16 protein-coding genes and 1 pseudogene are annotated in these 16459 nt (G+C 72.8%); 11 read left to right on the forward strand and 6 right to left on the reverse strand.

What is annotated here, in order from left to right; all coding sequences use genetic code 11:
* Genes CRYAR_RS19800 through CRYAR_RS19810 form a run of 3 tightly spaced genes read left to right on the forward strand, consistent with a single transcriptional unit; the run spans position 1 to position 3313 of the window.
* Positions 1 to 1704 (forward strand): dipeptide/oligopeptide/nickel ABC transporter permease/ATP-binding protein, encoded by a 1704-nt coding sequence (locus CRYAR_RS19800; RefSeq protein WP_051570691.1) that lies wholly within the window; start codon positions 1 to 3, stop codon positions 1702 to 1704.
* On the forward strand, positions 1701 to 2462 hold the full coding sequence (locus CRYAR_RS19805) for an ABC transporter ATP-binding protein (RefSeq protein ID WP_035852848.1): 762 nt from the start codon (positions 1701 to 1703) through the stop codon (positions 2460 to 2462). The genes CRYAR_RS19800 and CRYAR_RS19805 overlap by 4 nt, the downstream gene beginning before the upstream one ends.
* Complete coding sequence (locus CRYAR_RS19810; protein ID WP_035852850.1) at positions 2462 to 3313, forward strand: alpha/beta fold hydrolase; 852 nt, start codon at positions 2462 to 2464, stop codon at positions 3311 to 3313. Before CRYAR_RS19805 ends, CRYAR_RS19810 begins: the two co-directional genes overlap by 1 nt.
* Here the strand turns inward: CRYAR_RS19810 and CRYAR_RS19815 are convergent.
* The gene (locus tag CRYAR_RS19815; protein ID WP_211247545.1) at positions 3299 to 4771 is read right to left on the reverse strand and encodes a PucR family transcriptional regulator; all 1473 of its coding nucleotides are present in this window, start codon (positions 4769 to 4771) and stop codon (positions 3299 to 3301) included. The two genes, CRYAR_RS19810 and CRYAR_RS19815, sit on opposite strands and share 15 nt — an antisense overlap.
* Positions 4772 to 4844: 73 nt before the next feature.
* Between CRYAR_RS19815 and CRYAR_RS19820 the strand changes: the two genes are divergently transcribed.
* From CRYAR_RS19820 to CRYAR_RS19840, 5 genes are read left to right on the forward strand one after another with little or no spacing between them, the layout of a single operon-like run.
* The gene (locus CRYAR_RS19820; protein WP_035852853.1) at positions 4845 to 5933 is read left to right on the forward strand and encodes an S-methyl thiohydantoin desulfurase family protein; all 1089 of its coding nucleotides are present in this window, start codon (positions 4845 to 4847) and stop codon (positions 5931 to 5933) included.
* On the forward strand, positions 5930 to 7504 hold the full coding sequence (locus CRYAR_RS19825) for a hydantoinase/oxoprolinase N-terminal domain-containing protein (protein ID WP_035852856.1): 1575 nt from the start codon (positions 5930 to 5932) through the stop codon (positions 7502 to 7504). The genes CRYAR_RS19820 and CRYAR_RS19825 overlap by 4 nt, the downstream gene beginning before the upstream one ends.
* Positions 7501 to 8646 carry a M20 metallopeptidase family protein gene (locus tag CRYAR_RS19830; RefSeq protein ID WP_035852858.1) on the forward strand — a complete coding sequence of 382 codons (1146 nt, stop codon included), beginning with the start codon at positions 7501 to 7503 and terminating at the stop codon, positions 8644 to 8646. Before CRYAR_RS19825 ends, CRYAR_RS19830 begins: the two co-directional genes overlap by 4 nt.
* 3 nt (positions 8647 to 8649) lie before the next feature.
* Complete coding sequence (locus tag CRYAR_RS19835; protein ID WP_035852860.1) at positions 8650 to 9186, forward strand: P-loop nucleotide/nucleoside kinase family protein; 537 nt, start codon at positions 8650 to 8652, stop codon at positions 9184 to 9186.
* A gap of 44 nt (positions 9187 to 9230) precedes the next feature.
* Positions 9231 to 9662 (forward strand): SgcJ/EcaC family oxidoreductase, encoded by a 432-nt coding sequence (locus tag CRYAR_RS19840; RefSeq protein ID WP_051572117.1) that lies wholly within the window; start codon positions 9231 to 9233, stop codon positions 9660 to 9662.
* 53 nt (positions 9663 to 9715) lie between these two features.
* Here the strand turns inward: CRYAR_RS19840 and CRYAR_RS45870 are convergent.
* From CRYAR_RS45870 to CRYAR_RS19860, 3 genes and pseudogenes are all read right to left on the reverse strand, one after another.
* A pseudogene (locus tag CRYAR_RS45870) lies at positions 9716 to 10588 on the reverse strand (IS5 family transposase).
* A 37-nt stretch (positions 10589 to 10625) separates the two neighbouring features.
* Positions 10626 to 11066: a VOC family protein gene (locus CRYAR_RS19855; protein ID WP_211247546.1), complete on the reverse strand. Its 441-nt coding sequence runs from the start codon at positions 11064 to 11066 to the stop codon at positions 10626 to 10628.
* A 46-nt stretch (positions 11067 to 11112) separates the two neighbouring features.
* On the reverse strand, positions 11113 to 11520 hold the full coding sequence (locus CRYAR_RS19860) for a hypothetical protein (RefSeq protein WP_035852862.1): 408 nt from the start codon (positions 11518 to 11520) through the stop codon (positions 11113 to 11115).
* A 270-nt stretch (positions 11521 to 11790) separates the two neighbouring features.
* Here CRYAR_RS19860 and CRYAR_RS47435 point away from each other — a divergent pair, with 270 nt between their 5' ends.
* Entirely contained in the window at positions 11791 to 12180 is a 390-nt protein-coding gene (locus tag CRYAR_RS47435) for a hypothetical protein (protein WP_157017923.1), read from the forward strand.
* Between the two features lie 123 nt (positions 12181 to 12303).
* The gene (locus tag CRYAR_RS19870) at positions 12304 to 13584 is read left to right on the forward strand and encodes a hypothetical protein (protein ID WP_211247547.1); all 1281 of its coding nucleotides are present in this window, start codon (positions 12304 to 12306) and stop codon (positions 13582 to 13584) included.
* 42 nt (positions 13585 to 13626) lie between these two features.
* Here CRYAR_RS19870 and mraY read toward each other — a convergent pair whose 3' ends face one another.
* Positions 13627 to 14697 (reverse strand): phospho-N-acetylmuramoyl-pentapeptide-transferase, encoded by a 1071-nt coding sequence (mraY, locus tag CRYAR_RS19875; RefSeq protein ID WP_035852866.1) that lies wholly within the window; start codon positions 14695 to 14697, stop codon positions 13627 to 13629.
* Positions 14698 to 14775: 78 nt separating this feature from the next.
* Here mraY and CRYAR_RS19880 point away from each other — a divergent pair, with 78 nt between their 5' ends.
* Positions 14776 to 15327 (forward strand): GNAT family N-acetyltransferase, encoded by a 552-nt coding sequence (locus CRYAR_RS19880; protein ID WP_035852869.1) that lies wholly within the window; start codon positions 14776 to 14778, stop codon positions 15325 to 15327.
* Here CRYAR_RS19880 and solA read toward each other — a convergent pair.
* A complete protein-coding gene (solA, locus tag CRYAR_RS19885; RefSeq protein WP_035852871.1) occupies positions 15311 to 16429 on the reverse strand; it encodes an N-methyl-L-tryptophan oxidase in 1119 nt (372 codons plus the stop codon). The two genes, CRYAR_RS19880 and solA, sit on opposite strands and share 17 nt — an antisense overlap.
* Between the last annotated feature and the right edge of the window lie 30 nt (positions 16430 to 16459).

Here is a 16459-nt window from a genome sequence, read left to right on the forward strand (position 1 = left end):
ATGCCGCGTACCTTCCGGAGCCCGCAGGGCATCGCGGTCGTCGTCGGCCTGCTCGTCGTGGTGCTCGCGACGGTGCTCGGGCCTACGCTCTCCGGCGACGCCGCCACCGCCCGCGACATCGCGAACCGCCAGGCGCCGGCGAGCCTCGCGCACCTCTTCGGCACCGACCCTCTCGGTCGTGACCTGCTCGCGCGCACGGTCGTCGCCACCCGCCTCTCGGTGCTGCTCACGCTGGGCGCGGTGGGGATCTCGGTCGGCGGCGGGGTGGTGCTCGGCGTGATCGCGGCCGTGCTGCCGAGGTTCCTGCGTCGGCTGGTCACCGCGTTCATCGACATCCTGCTGTCGTTCCCCTGGCTGCTGCTCGCGCTGTTCTTCTCGGTCATCTGGGGCGCGACGTCGACCGGCGCCATGCTCGCGATCGGGTTCGCCGGCATCCCGGTGTTCGCGCGGCTGGTGTCGACGCTGGCGTCGTCGGTCGCGAACACCGACTACGTGCACGCCGCGCGCCTGCTGGGCAGCTCGCCGCTCCGCACGGCGGTCCGGCACGTGCTGCCGAACATCCTGCCGCCGATGATCGTCAACACGGCCGCGCACGCGTCGGTCACGCTGCTCTCGTTCGCGGCGCTGTCGTTCCTCGGCCTGGGGGTGCAGGCGCCCGAGTACGACTGGGGCCGCCTGCTCAACGAGGGCTCGAAGCAGATCTACGTGGAGCCGATGGCGGCGATCGGTCCGGGCATCGCGATCGTGCTCACCGGGGTGCTGTTCTCGCTGCTCGGCGAGTTGCTGAGCGAGTCGGGCCCGCGGCGCGTCCGGGCGGCCCGCCCGGCCGGGGTGGCCGAGGCCACCGGCGAGGACGAGAACGCGGTCGTCGACGTCGAGCAGTTGCGGGTCTCGTTCCGAGGCGAGGACGGGGCGCTGATCGAACGGGTCCACGGCGTGGATCTCACGATCGCGCCCGGCGAGGTCGTCGGCATCGTCGGCGAGTCCGGTTCCGGGAAGTCGGTGACCGCGATGGCCGTGGCCGGGCTGCTCGGCCCGGAGGCGCTGGTCGAGAGCGAGCGGCTGCGCTTCCGCGGCATCGACATGCGTACCCGCCCGTCCGCGGCCGAGCGTCGCACGCTCGGGCTGGAACAGGCGATGATCTTCCAGGACCCGCTGTCGTCGCTGAACCCGGCGCTGACCGTCGGGCGGCAGCTCACCGAGGCCAGCGAGGTGCACGCGGGGCACAAGCGGGGCGCGGCGACCAAGCGGGCGCTGGAGGCGATGGCGCTGGTCCGGATCCCGGAGCCGGCGAAACGGATCAAGCAGCTGCCGCACGAGTTCTCCGGCGGCATGCGCCAGCGCGCGATGATCGCGATGGGGCTGATGGGTTCGCCCCGGCTGATCATCGCCGACGAACCGACGACCGCGCTCGACGTGACCGTGCAGCGCCAGGTGCTGCGCGCGCTCGCCGACGCCCGGGAGCGCACCGGCGCCGCGATCCTGCTCATCTCGCACGACATCGCGTTGGTGAGCGGCTTCTGCGACCGGATCGTGGTGATGCGTGACGGCGCGGTCGTCGAGCAACTCGCGGTCGCCGACCTCGACCGGGCCGAACATCCCTACACCCGGGGCCTGATCGACTGCGTCCCCGACATGACGACCGACCGGGCCCGCCCGCTCCCGGTGATCGGGGTCGCGGCCGAGGAAGAGGTGCCGGTGTGAGCGAGTTGGTGTTCGACCACGTCACGGTGCGGTTCCGCGACCACACCGCGGTGGACGACGTGTCGCTCGTCGTGCGGTCCGGGACCACGCACGGGCTGGTGGGTGAGTCCGGCTCCGGGAAGTCGACGATGGCGCGGGTCGCGGTCGGGCTCGAACGCGCCGCCACCGGGACGGTCCGGCTGGACGGCGTCGACCTCGCCCGGGCCACCGGCGCCCGCCGCCGTGTGCAGATGATCTTCCAGGACCCGTTCGCGGCGCTCGATCCCCGCATGCCGGTCGGCGCGTCGGTGGCCGAGGGCCTGCTCGCGACCGGCCGGAAGTGGAGCCGGGCCGACCGCGTGAAACGCGTCCGCGAACTGCTCGACCTCGTGCACATCGACCCCGGGCGGGCGGGCGAGCGGCCGGCCCGCTTCTCCGGCGGGCAGCGGCAACGCCTCACGATCGCGCGCGCACTGGCCGCCGAACCCGCGGTGCTGGTCGCCGACGAGATCACGTCCGCGCTCGACGTCAGCGTGCAGGGTGTCGTGCTGAACCTGCTGCGTGAGCTGCAGGCCGAGCTCGACCTGACGATGTTGTTCATCTCCCACAACCTCGCGGTCGTGCACTACGTGAGCGACGACGTGACGGTCCTGCGCGGCGGGCGCGTCGTGGAGCGCGGCTCCACCGACTCCGTGCTCGCCGACCCCGCCGACCCCTACACCCGCGAACTGCTGCGGTCGATCCCGGTCCTGGGTCAGCCGCTCGACCTGGAGGCCTGATGCCGACCCTGACGACCGCGGCGGGCATCACGATCTACTACGAGACCGACGGGGACCCGTCCGGCCGCCCGCTGGTCCTCGTGCACGGCGGCGGTGCCCAGCTGATCGGCTGGCCCGACGAGTTCGTCGCCCATCTCGTCGGCGCCGGCTTCTTCGTGGTGCGGCCCGACAACCGCGACGTCGGCCTCTCGCAGCAGACCGGCGGCCCGGACGACCTCGCCGCGACCTACGACATCTCGGACATGGCCGCGGACGTGGTCGCGCTGCTCGACCACCTCGGGATCGAGCGGGCGCACCTGACCGGCATGTCGCTGGGCGGCTACATCGTGCAGCTGGTCGCGATCGAGCACCCGGGGCGCGTCGCCAGCCTCGGGCTGATGTCGACCTCGCCGTCGAGCGAGCCGGAGTTCCTCGTCGGCACCCACGGCGACGGGCAGCCGGTGACGACCCCGCCCGAACGGCTCGACCGGGACGCGTACATCACGATGTTCGTGAACGGGCAGCGTGGCTGGCACTCGCCGGGCTTCCGGTTCGACGAGGACGAGTCGAGGGCGCTCGCCGCCCGCTACTACGACCGCGTCTACCGGCCCGACGGGCTGGTCCGGCAGTGGAACGCGATGCTGAACGGGCCGCTGGAGCGCCGGGAGGAGCTGCGCGCGGTCGACGTCCCGACGGTCGTGATCCACGGCCGGGGCGACGGGACGCTGCACTGGCGCGCCGCGACCGCGTTCGCCGAGATCATGCCCCAGGCCGAGGTGCTCCTCTTCGAGGGGATGGGTCACGACGTGCCCCGGGAGCTGTGGCCCGACTTCGTGCGCGGCATCGCCCGCGCGGCGTCACGCGCTCAGTAGGCGCACCCGGCACGCCAGCTCCACCGCGAACCGGGTGTCGGGGTCGTCGAGGTCCAGGTGCAGGACCTCGCGGACCCGCTTGAGCCGGTACCCGACCGCGTTCGGGTGCAGGTTGAGCTCACGGCCGGCGTGGGCGAGGGAGTTGCGGTGCGCGAGGTAGGCGAGCAGCGTCTGCACCGCGGTGTGCGCGCGCTCGGGCCCGAGCGCGTCCAGCGGGTGCAGGATGTCGGTGAGCAGGCTGCGGCTGGTGGGGGAGGCGTAGACGTCGAGCAGCACCCGGCGCAGCCCGGTGACGTCGGTCAGCTCGACGCCGCCGAACCGGCCGGCCGCGATCGCCGACTCGGCCGCGATCCGCGCCTCGGCCGCCGAGGAGCGCAGCCCGGTCGCGCCGCTCTGCGGGGTGCCGAGGCCGAGCGTGTACTCCCAGCCGTCCCCGGCCAGCGAGCGCGCGTACTCCTGGATGCGCTCGGCCACCCCGCGCAGCCGCCGCTGGTGGTCGCCGGCGCCGTGGTCCTCGGTGCTGACCAGGATCAGGTCGTCCTGCACGAACGCGACGTGCCACATCTCGTCCCGCCCGTCGACGAGCTGCAGCGCGAACAGCTCCAGCGCCGGCTGCAGGCTGCGCGGCGCCCGCGCCTCCGGGTTGGCCAGCCCGACCGGGATCAGCCAGGCGGCGACGTGCGAGAGCTGGAGCGGGAGCCCGAGCCGCGCGGCCTGCCCGACGAACCCCTCCACCCGGGACGACTCGGCCAGCACCAGCTCGACGATGAGGTCGGCCCGGGACTGGGTCGGCGCGAACCGGTCGGTGATGCGGCGCTGCGCGACCCGGGACAACAGCGAGGCGATGACCGGGAGCGCGAGCGCCGAGGCCGGGTCGGACGCCCCGACGAGCCGCCCGATCGGCACCTCGCCCACGCACACCGCGTCGGCGGCCGACCACGGGACGCTCGCGTCCTCGACCAGCCTGAGCTCCGCGCCGAGCGCCCGGTTCGCGGCGGCCAGGATGCTCTCCGGCGTGCAGTCGTTCCGCGCGGCCGCCTCGGTGGCCTTCTCGATGCCGTGGGTCGCGCGCATGATCGCTTCCGGCGCGCCCCCGGACAGCAGCCGGTCGACGGCGAGCGCGAGGTCCGCCGGTTTCGTGCCGGGAGCGGCGAACACCGGGACGCCACCCCGCTTGGCCAGCGCGACCGCGGTCTCCGGCAGCGCCAGCGCGGTGGTGAAGACGAGGCCGGCCAGCCGGCGGGCGCTCGCCTGGCGCAGCGCCACGTCGAGGCGGTACGGCGCGGGGTGCGCCTCGCCGGGCACGATGACGAGGGTGTCGGCCGGCATCGTGCTCAGCAGGTCCAGCGGCGTCACGTCGACACGCGCGACCGTCCGCTCGTCGGCCGGGCCGGCGCTGTGGCTCAGCCCGAGCCGCTCACCGTGTCCGAGGAGGTCGAGGACCGTCAGTTGTGCCATTGGCACAGTGTCACCAGATTCTCTGGGTCAGCGGACCATTTCTGCGATTCTCGGCCGGCCATATCGTGAGCGCATGGCGCTCATCACTGACCGGGTCACGGCCGTCGCGGTCACCGACGTGGCCGCGCTCGCGGCCGGAGCGGCGATCTTCGGCACCGGAGGCGGCGGGGCCGTCTACACGACCCAGATCGTCGCCGAAGCCGCGCTGGCCGACAACGGGCCGGTCGAGCTCGTGACCGTCGGCGACCTCGGCCCCGACGACCTCGTCATCTCGATGTCGGGCATCGGCGCGCCGACCGTCGGTATCGAGATGCTCTCCTCCGCGGGCCAGATCGAGCTGCTGGTTCGTGAGGCGGAGCGGGCGGCCGGTCGTCCGATCACGACGCTCATGGCGGCCGAGATCGGCGGCAGCAACGGGGTCGGGCCGGTGGGCTGGGCGTCCCGTCTCGGGCTCAAACTCCTCGACGCGGACGGCATGGGCAGAGCCTTCCCCGACGCGGCGATGGTCGCGATGAACGTCGCCGGGGTGCCGTGCGACTTCTCGGTGCTCAGCGACGTCGTCGGCAACGTGTCGGTGATCAAGACCGTCGACCTGCACTGGCTGGAACGCCACGCGCGGGCCCTCACCGTCGCCAGCGGCTCGATCTGCCTGGGCGTGCACTACCCGCTCACCCACGAGACGGCGCGCGGCGCGGTCATCGAGGGCACGGTCAGCGCCGCGATCCGGGTCGGCCACGCGCTGCTCTCGTCGCCGGAGCCGGTGGCCGCCGTCGCCGCGGCGCTGGACGGGAAGATCCTGCTCACCGGTAAGATCGCCGACCTCGACCGGCGCACCGAGGGTGGGTTCGCCCGCGGCTCGGTGACGATCGCCGGCACCGGGGCCGACCGCGACCGGCTGCAGCGCATCGAACTGCAGAACGAGAACCTGATCGTGCTCGAGGACGGCGAGGTCCTGGTGAGCGTGCCGGACAACGTGACGATCATCGACGCCGAGACCGGCCACGCGATCACGACCGAGATGCTCCGCTACGGGCAGCGCGTCTCGGTGCTGGCCTGGGCGTGCGACCCGATCTGGCGCAGCCGGCGCGGCCTGGAGCTCGCCGGGCCGCAGGCGTTCGGGTACGACCTGACCTACGTCCCGTTCGGAGGCGGTCTCCAGTGAATCGCGATCTTTCCCTCGGCGTCGACGTCGGGGGCACGAACACCGACGCGGTCGTGATCGACGGCGCCGGCGCGGTGCTCGCCCACACCAAGCAGGCGACGACCGACGACGTCACCGGCGGCATCCGCGCCGCGATCGCCGCGGTGCTGGCGGCGCTCGGCGACGACCGCTCGCGGGTCTCCCGGGTAATGCTCGGCACCACCCACGCGACGAACGCGATCGTCGCCCGGCGCCACCTCGACCGCGTCGCGGCGATCCGCCTCGGCGCCCCCGCCGCCACCGAGTACCCCCCGCTGCTCGGCTGGCCCGCCGACCTGGCCGGACTGGTGTTGGCCGGCTCCGCGATGGTCGGCGGCGGCCACATGGTCGACGGGACGCCGATCGCTCCGCTGGACCGCGACACGATCCTGCGGTTCCTGGACCGGAACCAGTTCGACGCGGTCGCGGTCACCGGCATCTTCAGCCCGTCGACGCCCGACCAGGAGCTGGAGGTCGCCGACCTCGTCCGCGCCCACCTCGGCCCGGACGCGCGGATCTTCCTGAGCCACGACATCGGCCCCACCGGGCTGCTCGAACGCGAGAACGCCACCGTGCTGAACGCGGCCCTCTACAGCGTCGCCCGCGCGGTGACCGAGGCGCTGCTGACCGTCGTCGCGGAGGAAGGCCTGGACGCGGTCACGTTCTTCGCGCAGAACGACGGCACGCTGATGTCGCTCGACTACGCCGCGCAGTACCCCGTGCTGACGATCGGGTCGGGACCCGCGAACTCGATCCGCGGCGCCGCCTACCTGTCCGGCGCCGCCGACGCGATCGTCATCGACGTCGGCGGCACCACGTCCGACCTGGGTGTCGTCGTCAACGGCTTCCCGCGTGAGTCCACGCTCCCGCGCGAGATCGGCGGCGTCCGGACGAACTTCCGGATGCCCGACGTGGTGAGCCTCGGCGTCGGCGGCGGCACCACGGTGGACGTGGCGACCGGTGCGGTGGGGCCCGGCTCGGTCGGGTACCGCATCGCCTCCGAGGCGCTACTGTTCGGCGGCGGCACCCCGACGCTCACCGACGCGGCCGCGCTCGCGGGCGCGTCGATCGCCGGGCGGTCGCTGCCCACGCAGCCGGCCGCGGTCCGCTCGGCGCTGCGCGCCGCGCTCGACACCGCACGCACCCGCCTGGCCGACGCGGTCGAGCGCCTGTCGCTCGGGCGGGCCGACCTGCCGCTCGTGGTGGTGGGCGGCGGCGGGTTCCTGGTGCCCGACGACCTGCCGGGAGCCGGCCCGATCGTCCGGACCGAGCACGGCGACGTGGCCAACGCGGTGGGCGCGGCGATCTCGCTGGCCGGTGGCCGCGCGGACCGGATCGGGGTGCTCGACGACCGCGAGGCGACGATCGCCCAGGCCTCCGAGGCCGCGATCGCGAAAGCCATCCAGGCCGGCGCCGACCCCCTCGAAGTCGCCGTCGTCGACGTGCTCGAGGTGCCGGTCACCTACACCGACCGGCCGACCGTGAAGGTGTCGGTGAAGGCCGCCGGGCCGCTGGCCCGGCTGGGGGAGCGGGCCGGGGCGCGGTCGGCATGAGCGGCGACCTGGTCGCGTTGCGGCGGGCGCTGCACGCCTCGCCGGAGGTGGGGCTGCACCTGCCGGGCACGCAGGCGGCGATCCTCGACGCGCTCGACGGGCTCGGTCTTCAGATCGTGGTGGGGCGCGGGCTCAGCTCGGTGACCGCGGTGCTGCGCGGCGGGCGGCCGGGCCCGGTGGTGCTGCTGCGCTCGGACATGGACGCGCTGCCGATCGTCGAGGCGACCGGGCTGCCGTTCGCGTCGCGGAACGGCGCGATGCACGCGTGCGGTCACGACCTGCACATGGCCGGGCTGGTCGGGGCGGCCCGGCTGCTGGCCGCGCGCCGGGCCTCGTTACCCGGCACGGTCGTGTTCATGTTCCAGCCCGGCGAGGAGGGCTACGCGGGCGGCCGCCTGATGATCGACGAGGGTGTGCTCTCCGCGGCCGGCGAGCGTCCGGTCGCGGCCTACGCCGTGCACGTCGACTGCGTGACCCCCGGCGGGCAGCTCGTCACCCGGCCGGGGCCGATCATGTCGAGCGCCAGCGCCCTGCGGGTGCGGGTGACCGGGACCGGAGGCCACGCCGCCTACCCGCACCACGCGGTGGACCCGGTTCCGGTGGCCGCGGAGATCGTTCTCGCGGTGCAGTCGTTCGCCGCCCGCCGGGTGCCGGTCTCCGACCCCGCTGTGCTGTCGGTGACGCGCCTGGCGTCGGACTCGGCCGCGAGCAACGTGCTGGCCGGCGCGGTCGACCTCGAGGTGAACATCCGCACGCTCTCCCGGGAGACGCTCGAACTCGTCCGCTCCGGGCTGCCCGCGCTCGTCACCGGGATCGGCGAGGCCCACGGGTGCGCGGTCACCGTCGAGTACGTCGACTCGTACCCGGTGACCGTCAACGACCCGGCCGAGACCGAGCGGGTGCTGGCGCTGCTCGACGAACGCTACGGCGACCGCGTGGTGCGCCTGCCGTTCCCCGGGATGGCGTCCGAGGACTTCGCGTACGTCCTCGACGAGGTGCCCGGCAGCCTGGTGTTCTTCGGCGTCCGGCCGCCGGAAGGATCCACCGGCGGAATGCACTCCGACCGGGCCACGTTCGACGACTCCCACCTCGACGAGCACGCCGCGTTGCTCGCCGAACTGGCCGTCCGGCGCCTTCAATGAGGTATGTCTGACGCCACCCTGTTCCTGATGGTCGGGCTCCCGGCCGCCGGCAAGACCACACGCGCCCGTGAGCTCGCCGCCGCGCACCGGGCGCTGCGCCTGACGCCGGACCACTGGATGATCCCGCTGTTCGGCGACTCGATGGCCGACGGCAAACGCTGGGTGCTGGAAGGCCGGCTCGTCTCGGTCGCGCTGCAGGCGCTGCGGCTCGGCACGAGCGTGGTGCTCGACTACGGGCTCTGGGGGCGGGACGAACGCTCCGCGCTCCGCTGGCTGGCCCGGTGGTGCTCGGCGACCTGCCAGGTGGTGTATCTGCCGGTGGAGAAGGAGATGCAGCTCGCGCGCATCGCCGCGCGCCGGGAGACGGCGGCGCACGAGACGTTCCCGATGACCGAGGCCGATCTGGACGGGTGGCGCCCGCAGTTCGAGGTGCCCGATGCCGCCGAGCTCGGTGGGGGTGAGCTCCCGGAGCCGCCGCCGGGGTGGGGGAACTGGGGTGAGTGGGCCGCGGACCACTGGCCGTCGTGTCTCGACGGTTAGCCCGACTTGACCTCACGTCGGCTTCAGCTTTTACCGTGCTGACCATGACGAACGAACCGCCGTACTCCACCACCACACTCGACTCCGACGACGAGGAGGCGATCCGCGGGATCGTCCGGGACGTCGAGGAGGGCTTCAACCGGAACGAGCCCGAGCTGCTCGGTGTCCACCTGGCTCAGGACGCCGTCGTCGGCAACGCCCTCGGCGTCTGGTCGGAGGGCCGGGCCGCGATCGACGAGGCGAACCGGGTGGGACTGGCCGGGTTCCTCCGGGACGCGACCGCCCACTACGAGGTGTCCGGCGTGGCCGCCCTCGCGCCCGACGTCGCGGTGGCGCAGAAGCGCGCGTGGTCGACGCACACGGCGGCGGACGCCGGTGAGGAACCGGAGATGATCGCGCTCTACGTCTTCGTCCGGCGTGACGGACGCTGGTGGATCGCGCGTCGGCAGAACACGTTGGTGGCCCCGCGCGCCTAGCCGAGCTGCGCGCCTGACCGAGCTGCGCGCCTAGGGCCTGTTTGAAAAGCTGGTCACCGTAGCCATTCGTTGATCGCGGCGATGTGCAGCGTCGTGAGAAAGCGGACGGCGAGTTTGTCGTAGCGAGTCGCGACCGCCCGGTAGCGCTTGAGGCGGTTGATCCCGCACTCGACCGCGTGGCGCTGCTTGTAGGTCTCGGCGTTGAACGTCGGTGGGCGGCCGCCGGCGCTGCCGCGACGTCGGCGGTGGGCCAACCGGTCGGCTGGTTCGGGGATGGTGGCGCGGATTCCGCGTCGGCGCAGGTAGACGCGGTTGGCGCGGGATCCGTAGGCCTTATCGGCTAGGACCCCGCGCCGGCCGTGTCCTGGGCCTGCCGACTCGACCGGGGACACCGATCGCGTCGATCACCGGCTGGAACTGCGGCGCGTCTCCGGCCTGCCCGGCGGTGACCAGCAGCGACAGCGGACGCTGTCCGCCCTCGGCCGCGAGATGGATCTTGGTGCTCAACCCGCCGCGTGACCGTCCCAGACCATGGTCGTTGGGCTCTGCGGTGCACCCTCCCGGCGGTTGTTTCTGATCGACCCCCTTTTACGGGCGCCCGCGGCGTGCTGGTGAGCCCGGACCACGGTGGAGTCGACGGACACGTCCCAGGTGATCAGCCCCCGGGCCTGGGCGCGGGACTGCAGATCGGACACGATGCGCGCCCAGGTCCCGTCCCGCTGCCAGTCCCGGAACAGCGCATACGCGGTCTCCCACGGCCCATACCGTTCGGGCAGGTCCCGCCACGGCGCCCCGGTCCTCACCCGCCACCGGATCCCATCAATGACCTGCCGCCGCGAACGCGGCGGCCGACCACCCGGCTTAGCCGACGGCAACACCGCCGACAAGACTTCCCACTCCGCATTCGTCAGATCACCACGAGCCACGCATCACCCAACGAACGAAGCGCTTTTCAAACACGCCCTAGTCGAGCTGCTCGGCCAGGGCGACGAGGATGCCGGCGGGGCCGCGGAGGTAGCAGAGCCGGTAGCTGTCGCCGTACCGGATCAGGTCGCCGAGCAGCTCGGCGCCGTGCGGACGCAGGCGGTCGAGCACGGCGTCGAGGTCGTCGACGGCGAACATGAGGCGGTGGGCGCCCAGCGTGTTCGCCGGGGCGCGCGGATCGTCGGCAGGGGTGTCCGGCGAGTGGTACCTGGTCAGCTCGACCCGCGCGTGGCCGTCGGGGGTACGCATCATCGCGATGTCCGACCGGACGCCCACCAGCCCGACGAGGCGATCCACCTCGCTGCCCTCGACCGTCGCCTCACCTTCCAGCTCCAGCCCGAGCGCACCGAAGAACGCCTTCGCCGCCTCCAGGTCGTCGACGACGATCGCGACGTTGTCCAGTCGTTTCAGTCCGGTCATACCGTTCAGCCTTCCGCACGCACCGCGATTTGTCGGCCCGGAGCGGTCAGCCGATGCGGAACGTCTTCGTGGACTTGGTGCCACCCGCGTACCAGACCTCGAGCACGGCCTTGTCGATCGAGCCCGGGTCGACCGTCGGAATACTCGCCTGCACGGTGCGGCCGGTGGTGCAGGACGTCGCGGTGGAGGACGTCTTCACGACGGAGTTCGACGGCGTCCGGTACACCACGCGCGCGGAGATGCACTTCGAACCGGACGTCTTCTTGGCCGTGACGAACCCGGTGAGCACGTACGGGCTGTCGTCGGACTGCGAGACCTTCGTGTAGCCCTGACCGCCGAGAATGGAGTGCGTGCCGGTCGCGACGACACGCGCCGCCTGCGCCGCGGGCGCGAACGCCAGGGCCGCCACGGTGCTTGCTGCGGCCGTGGCGATGACCAGGTGCGAGGTGCGCATGAGGCTCCGTTCGTCGTTCCCGTGGCAGTTCCCGGCGGATGGTAGGACACCGCGGCGAGCGGCAACCGGTCGTCGGCGTGCGCTCCAGACCGTCGGTGGCCCCGGGCGAGGGCCGGAACCGCGGACCCAGCCGTTCGGCCCAGGGGCGGGTCCACCCGACGGCTCTTGGCGAGGTGCGGTGAAAGCGCCGTGACCGCGCCCGAGCGCCTCCGTTGTGCCGGGAGCCGGACGAAGGTGATTCGGCTGATCGGAAACTCTTGGGGGGATTCCATGAACAGCAAAGCAGCACTAGCGGCGGCGGGGCTGGCATCGCTCGGTGTACTCGCGGTCCCGCAGACCGCGTCGGCCGCTCAGCCGGCGGGATCACGGACCGCTGTTCCCGCCGCGGTCTCCTGCGGCAACCCGGAGACCCATCGGGTGACGAGCCGCCTTCGTACGGTGGGCCGTTCGGAGCGGCGGCGCTGCTATTCGGGCAGCAGCGTCCGGGTCAACGGCTGGGTCGACGACACCAATACCGGCGACGGTCGGTGCGTCACCGTGGACCTGTACTGGAGCAGCGGCGCGCACGAGTGGGCGCAGGCGTGCAACGGCGAGACGAAGCAGTTTCGCTCGTCGTGGCAGGGCGGCACCGTGCGGGTCACCATCCGCCGGGGCGAGTAGGCGCGTCGTGCGGGTGGCCGGGCGCCCGCTCCGCGGTCGCCTCGACGCCACCGTGACGGGTGGGCCGGCCACCATGGCGACGTGGGCCGCGGTCGATGGGGAGCGGTGCGCTAGCGTGCGCTCATGAGCGCGAACGACCCCGGGCGACGTGCGGGCGGACGCGATCGCGCCGCCGGGCTGGTGTTCGCCGCCGCGGTGGGGGCGTTGGCCGGCGCGTCGGTGGTCCGGCGCCGCCGGGGCCGCGCGGCGCTGGCCGGTGCGGTCGCGCTCGCGGCGACCGAGGCGGTGGCGCGCACCCGGCAGCAGCCCGGTGAGGTCCCGCCGTGGTGGTCGCGGGTCGTGATGAGCGGCGCGGTGGCGGCACCGGTGGGCCGGCTCGGCGGGCGTCTCACCGACGCCGGTCCGGTGGCGGTGGGCACGGTGGCCGGTGCGGCGGCGGGCGCGCTCGGGTTGCGTCCGCAGAAGGTGGCGCTCGGCCCGGTGGTGGGCGCCGCGGTCGGGTGGGCCTGGCGCGCGGCCGGCGGCCGGGAGCCCGGCGCGGTCGCCGCCACCGCCGTGGTCGGCTTCCGGGCGCTGTCCGCGTTGCTGTTCCGCGACGCCCAGGTGAGCCTGCTGGCCGAGGGCGTGCCGGCCGGGCAACTGCCGTTCGTCGTGCCGCTCGAGGCCCGGACGCGCTACGTCGGCACCGGCTACGTCCGCGACCTCGCCGCGGTGATCGGCGGCGAGTACCGGGCCGACGCCCCCGACGTGGGGATCGTCGCCTCGCTCGACGACCTGTCCGGCCCGGAGTTCGACCCCGCCGACGTCGAGCCGCTCGTCCGCGAGTTCTACGAGCACACCACCCGCTTCCGGCTCGACATCGTGCCCGAGTGGCGGCTCTGGGTGCGTCCCGGTTACCTGCTCTACCGCACGCTCGTGGCACGCCCGGTGGGCCAGGCCAACGTGCCGATGAACCAGCGCGAGACCGTGCGTGGCGTCCGCAGCCGTATCGACACGATCACCCCCGACGGCACCGACGTGATCGGCGTCCGGGGCTGGATCCGTTCGTTCGCCGACACCGATGAGCCCATCTACGTGGGCATCTACACCACCTACCGGCACGAGGGCCGCGGCTACGTCAGCGTCGGCTTCCCGGTGCCCCAGGGCAGCTTCACCGCCACCCTGGAGCCCCGCTCCCGCCCCGACCGCGGTCTGGTGCTGACCAGCCGCAGCCCGCGGCCCCACCCCGGCCACTACCTGACCTACATCGACCCCACCACGCGCGCGCTCACGACCCTGAGCGTCGCGGGCTTCGCCGAACGGCTGGACGTGTACTCGGCGGGCGGCGAGCTCCGCGCCGAACACGCCTTCTCCCTGTACGGCTTCCCGTTCCTCGTCCTGCACTACACGATCCGCCGCAAGTAGCCGGACGACCGGGGTCCGGATCCGGCGCCGTGAAGGCCGCGCTCACAGCGGAAACAGTTCCAGGAAATCCGCGATGAACAGGCTCAGGCCCGCGGCCACGAAGAATCCGGCCACGATCCAGAACCGGGCGACGATCGTGGTCTCCGGCCAGCCGGCCAGTTCGAAGTGGTGCTGCAGCGGCGCCATCCGGAACACCCGCTTGCCGGTGCTGCGGAACGAGATGATCTGGATGACGACCGACATCGTCACGATGACGAACAGCCCGCCGAGGATCAGCAGCAGCAGCGTGGTGCGGGTGGTGAGCGCCAGGCCGGCGATCAGGCCGCCGATGCCGAGCGCGCCGGTGTCGCCCATGAACAGCCGGGCCGGGGGCGCGTTCCACCACAGGAACCCCGCCAGCGCGCCCGCGGCCGCGGCGGCGACCAACGCGATGTCGAGCGGGTCGCGGACCGTGTAGCAGGCCGGGCCGCCGACCTCGGCGCAGATGTGCCGGTACTGCCACAGCCCGATCAGGACGTAGCTGAGCAGCACCATGATCGACGGGCCGGTGGCCAGGCCGTCCAACCCGTCGGTGAGGTTGACGCCGTTGGCCGCCGCGATCACGACGAAGACGAAGAACAGTGCGGCGCCGACCTGGGTCAGCTGGGCCCAGTCGAGGTCCCGGGTGAACGAGAGCTTCTCCGACGCGATCGGGTAGCCGTTCCCGTCGGGCAGGTTCAGCGCGAGAACCGCGAATCCGGCCGCGACGACGGCCTGGCCGATCAGCTTGCCCCGCTTGTTCAGGCCGAGGCTGCGCTTCTTGCGGATCTTGATGTAGTCGTCGACGAAACCGACCGCGCCCATGCCGACGAAGAGGCCGAGCAGCGTCACCGCGGTCGGGCTGATCCGGTGGTCACCGACCACGACGTCGGTGACCAGGTACGCGATCACGGTCGCGGCGATGAACACGATGCCGCCCATCGTCGGCGTGCCGCGTTTGGACTGGTGGTGCCTGGGACCCTCCTCGCGGATCTCCTGCCCGAACTTCAGGCGGCGCAAATGGCCGATGGCGACCGGCGTGCTGAAGATCGAGACGACGAACGCCACGAACCCTGCCGCCAGAACACTTCTCACGTGTGGCCCCCGCTCACTCCGGACTTCGCGCGAGGGTACGGCCGGCCGCCAACACGACGTCCGCCACACTGGCCCGTGATGAACACCTACCTGCACACCGAGCGTCTGATCCTGCGCCGATTCACCGCCGACGACGCGGACGCCCTGATCGAACTGGACAGCGATCCGGAGGTCATGCGCTACCTGACCGGTGGTGCCCCGACCGCGCCGGACGAGATCCGCGAGCGTGACCTGCCGGGCATCCTCGCCGGCTACGAGAGGTGGGGCGGCGACTTCGGGGTGTTCGCCGCCGAGACCAAGGACCGCGGGGTGTTCGTCGGCTGGTTCCTCCTGCGTCCCGAGCCGGGCGGCCCGGCCGACGAGGCCGAGCTCGGCTACCGGCTGCGCCGGGCGGAGTGGGGTAAGGGCTACGCCACCGAGGGTTCGAGGGCGCTGCTCGACAAGGCGTTCACCGAACTCGGCCTCCGCACGGTCTGGGCCGAGACGATGACCGTGAACCGGAGCTCCCGCAACGTGCTGGAGAAGCTCGGGATGACGGTGACCGGCACCCTCGACACCCCGCCGGACATGCGGTCGATCGAGGGCGCCGAACACGGCGGCGTCCGCTACGGGATCACCCCGCGGGACTGAACGCGGAGATGTCGTCGGTCGTCGCCCCGTCCAGCGCCAGGTCGGCGAGGATCCGGCCGATCGCCGGGGTGAACTTGAACGCGTGCCCCGCGCCCAGGGCCACGATCACGTCGGGGTACCCGGCCAGCGGGCCGAGCACGAACTCGCGGTCGGCGGTGAGCGCGTACTGGCAGGTCACCGTGCGCAGCGCGGAGCCGCTGCCGGGGATCGTCGCGTGCATGAACTCGGTGAGCTCGGACAGCAGCGCGGCCGACGGCTCGAACGAGCGCTCGTCCGGGGTCATGTAGTTGTTCGAGACGTCACGCGCGGCCTTGATCGTCGGCTCGCCGTACGTCGGGAAGCCGTAGTAGCAGTGGGCGTCGAGCCAGACCCAGAGCGGGAAGCGCGCGGGGTCGTAGGCCGCGGGGTCGGCCGGCTTGAAGTACGTGACCTGCTCCTGCATGGTCACCAGCGGGATCTCGGCGCCGAGCGGGGCGAGCAGTTCGTTGGTCCACGCGTCGGTGGCGAGAACGACCTTGCGTGCGCGGACCGGACCCGACGCGGTCTCCAGGAGCACGCCGTCCGGGCCGGGCCGGACCGCGGTCACCGGGGTGTTCGCCCGGAGCTCGGCCCCGGACACCCGGGCCTGGAGCTGGAGGACGGCGACCGTGCGCGCGGCGTGCACGATCGCGCTGTCCCCGGTCCAGATCGTCTCGACGCCGGCCGGGATCCGGAACTGCGGCCAGCGCGCGTGCACCTCGTCCGGCGTGAGCTCCTCGTACGGCACGCCGGTCTCGGTCAGCGACGACACGAACGCGCTCGCCGAGTACGGGCCGCCGGCCGGGGCGAAGATCAGCCCGCCGGTGGTCGTCACCAGCTTCTCGCCGGACACGGTCTCCAGGTCGGCCCAGTCCCGGTACGCCGACTGGGCGAGCCGCACGTACCGGGTCTCGCCGTAGGAGGTCCGCAGGATGCGTGACGTGTCGTGCGACGCCCCGCGCACGTGCCCCAGCTCGAACCGCTCGAACGCGACGACGTTCACGCCCCGTCGCGCGAGCTGGTAGGCGGCGGCGCTGCCGAGGGCGCCGAGGCCGACGACGGCGACGTCGAAGCTCTGAGTCATGGCGGTGACGCTAGAGCGCGCGGACGGCGC

Origin of the sequence: Cryptosporangium arvum DSM 44712 (assembly GCF_000585375.1) — a bacterium.
Classification (GTDB): Bacteria; Actinomycetota; Actinomycetes; order Mycobacteriales; family Cryptosporangiaceae; genus Cryptosporangium; species Cryptosporangium arvum.

Excerpts from the sequence above, each read along its gene's own strand:
- CRYAR_RS19800 (WP_051570691.1), top strand. The coding sequence starts at position 1 with ATGCCGCGTACCTTCCGGAGCCCGCAGGGCATCGCGGTCGTCGTCGGC.
- CRYAR_RS19810 (WP_035852850.1), top strand. The coding sequence starts at position 2,462 with ATGCCGACCCTGACGACCGCGGCGGGCATCACGATCTACTACGAGACC.
- CRYAR_RS19815 (WP_211247545.1), bottom strand. The coding sequence starts at position 4,771 with ATGGCACAACTGACGGTCCTCGACCTCCTCGGACACGGTGAGCGGCTC.
- CRYAR_RS19820 (WP_035852853.1), top strand. The coding sequence starts at position 4,845 with ATGGCGCTCATCACTGACCGGGTCACGGCCGTCGCGGTCACCGACGTG.
- CRYAR_RS19830 (WP_035852858.1), top strand. The coding sequence starts at position 7,501 with ATGAGCGGCGACCTGGTCGCGTTGCGGCGGGCGCTGCACGCCTCGCCG.
- CRYAR_RS19835 (WP_035852860.1), top strand. The coding sequence starts at position 8,650 with ATGTCTGACGCCACCCTGTTCCTGATGGTCGGGCTCCCGGCCGCCGGC.
- CRYAR_RS19840 (WP_051572117.1), top strand. The coding sequence starts at position 9,231 with ATGACGAACGAACCGCCGTACTCCACCACCACACTCGACTCCGACGAC.
- CRYAR_RS19855 (WP_211247546.1), bottom strand. The coding sequence starts at position 11,066 with ATGACCGGACTGAAACGACTGGACAACGTCGCGATCGTCGTCGACGAC.
- CRYAR_RS19860 (WP_035852862.1), bottom strand. The coding sequence starts at position 11,520 with ATGCGCACCTCGCACCTGGTCATCGCCACGGCCGCAGCAAGCACCGTG.
- CRYAR_RS47435 (WP_157017923.1), top strand. The coding sequence starts at position 11,791 with ATGAACAGCAAAGCAGCACTAGCGGCGGCGGGGCTGGCATCGCTCGGT.
- CRYAR_RS19870 (WP_211247547.1), top strand. The coding sequence starts at position 12,304 with ATGAGCGCGAACGACCCCGGGCGACGTGCGGGCGGACGCGATCGCGCC.
- CRYAR_RS19880 (WP_035852869.1), top strand. The coding sequence starts at position 14,776 with ATGAACACCTACCTGCACACCGAGCGTCTGATCCTGCGCCGATTCACC.
- solA (WP_035852871.1), bottom strand. The coding sequence starts at position 16,429 with ATGACTCAGAGCTTCGACGTCGCCGTCGTCGGCCTCGGCGCCCTCGGC.